The 1,894-nt window shown below is 68.2% G+C and carries 2 protein-coding genes; one reads left to right on the top strand and one right to left on the bottom strand.

Features of this window, described 5'->3' with window-relative positions:
* On the bottom strand, positions 1-824 hold an 824-nt coding region (locus tag ETQ85_RS25810), incomplete at its 3' end, for a phosphoenolpyruvate carboxylase (protein WP_148581842.1).
* Positions 825-1,024: 200 nt separating this feature from the next.
* Between ETQ85_RS25810 and hemC the strand changes: the two genes are divergently transcribed.
* Positions 1,025-1,894 (top strand): hydroxymethylbilane synthase (gene hemC / locus ETQ85_RS25805; RefSeq protein WP_148581841.1); only part of this gene is annotated, 870 nt, incomplete at its 3' end.

Raw genomic sequence — 1,894 nt, 5'->3', positions numbered from 1 at the left:
AGGGCCTTTTCGAGGATCTCGGCGGTGACGAAGGGGTTGCCGTCGCGGTCGCCACCAATCCAGCTGCCCACCTTGAGGAAGTTGGGCAGCTCCATGGCGCCCCAGCTGCGGTCGTGGGCGGCGAGGCGGTCTTCGACGTTGCCGTAGAGGCGCGGCAGTTCGCGCAGGAAGGTGTAGTCGAAATAGGACAGGCCGTTGCTGACCTCATCCATCACCGACAGCTTCTCGGTGCGCAGCATGCGCGTTTGCCACAGGGTCAGCACGGCGCGGCGCAGGGCTTCATCGTTGTGGTCCTGCTCCTCGGGCGTCAGCTGCATGCGGTCGCGCTCGTCGAGGAGGCGGGCGATGACCATCTGACAGTTGAGGATGCTCTTGCGCTGCACTTCGGTGGGGTGGGCGGTGAGCACCGGGACGATTTGCGCGGTGTCGAAGAAGGCCGCCAGTTCGGGGCTGCCCATGCCGGACGCGAAGGCCCGTTCGAGGGCGTGGGCCAGGCTGCCTTCCTTCGGCGCCGAGCCGGCGATCTGGTGGGCGCGGGAGCGGCGGATGTGATGCTGGTCTTCGGCGATGTTCGACAGGTGCGAGAAGTAGCTGAAGGCGCGCACCACGTCGATGGTCTGGTCGCGGGACAGGGAATCCAGCGTGGCTTCGAGTTCGCGGCGGGCCGCGTGGTCTTCGTGGCGGCGAAAGCGGATCGAGCTCTGGCGGATGGTTTCCACCAGGTCGAACACCGCTTCGCCCTCCTGGGCGCGCACCGTGTCGCCAAGCAGGCGGCCGAGCAGGCGGATGTCGTCACGGAGGGGGAGGTCTTTGTCTTCGCTCATCGGGGAAATCCTGTCCTGTCGTAGTGTTCGGCGGGGCGGCGTGCAGAAAGCGCGCAAGGCCCCCATGCTAGAATCCCGGACCGGATCGTCGCCATAGGTGCCTACCCTGATGCTGCGCTGCGCAAACTGCAGATTGCCCCGGGTGCGCCAGGCTTGTCCATCCCCCGATCATCCTTTTTCGCCAGCCGAGCCCGAATACCGTGAGCGCCTCTACGCCTGACCGCATCGTCATCGCCACCCGTGAAAGCCGCCTCGCCCTGTGGCAGGCCGAACACGTCAAAGCCCGCCTCGAAGCCCTGTACCCGTCCTGCACCGTCGAATTGCTGGGCATGACCACCCGCGGCGACCAGATTCTCGACCGGCCGCTGTCCAAGGTGGGCGGCAAGGGCCTGTTCGTGAAGGAGCTCGAAAACGCGCTCCTCGACCGTAGCGCCGACATCGCCGTGCATTCCATGAAGGACGTGCCGATGACCCTGCCGCCCGAGTTCGCGCTGGTCGCCATCTCCGAGCGGGAAGTGCCGCTGGATGCCTTTGTCTCCAACAAGTACGAGAGCCTCGACGACATGCCGCCGGGCGCCGTGGTCGGCACCTCCAGCCTGCGCCGTGAATCCCAGCTGCACGCCCAGTACCCGATGCTCGGCGTCACCAGCCTGCGCGGCAACCTGGACACCCGGTTGCGCAAGCTCGACGAGGGCCAGTACGACGCCATCATCCTTGCCGCCGCCGGCCTGACCCGCCTCGGTCTGGCCAGCCGCATCCGTTCCACGCTGCCCTCCGAAGTGTCCCTGCCGGCCGCCGGCCAGGGCGCGCTGGGTATCGAGGCGCTGTCCGACCGTCCCGAAGTGGCGGCCTGGATCGCCCCGCTGGCCCATGCCGATTCCGATGCCTGCGTGCGCGCCGAGCGGGCCACCTCCCGGGCGCTGGCCGGCAGCTGTGAAGTGCCGCTGGGCGCCTACGCCGAAGTGCAGGACGGCGAGTTGTGGCTGCGCGGCTTCGTGGCCCTGCCGGACGGCTCGCGGATTGCCCGTGCCGAGCGCCGCGGCCCGCTGGATCAGCCGGAAGCCCTCGGC

This window comes from Zoogloea oleivorans, from assembly GCF_008107625.1.
In the GTDB taxonomy this organism is placed as follows: Bacteria; Pseudomonadota; Gammaproteobacteria; order Burkholderiales; family Rhodocyclaceae; genus Zoogloea; species Zoogloea oleivorans.
This window is presented reverse-complemented; position numbering and strand designations above follow the sequence as displayed.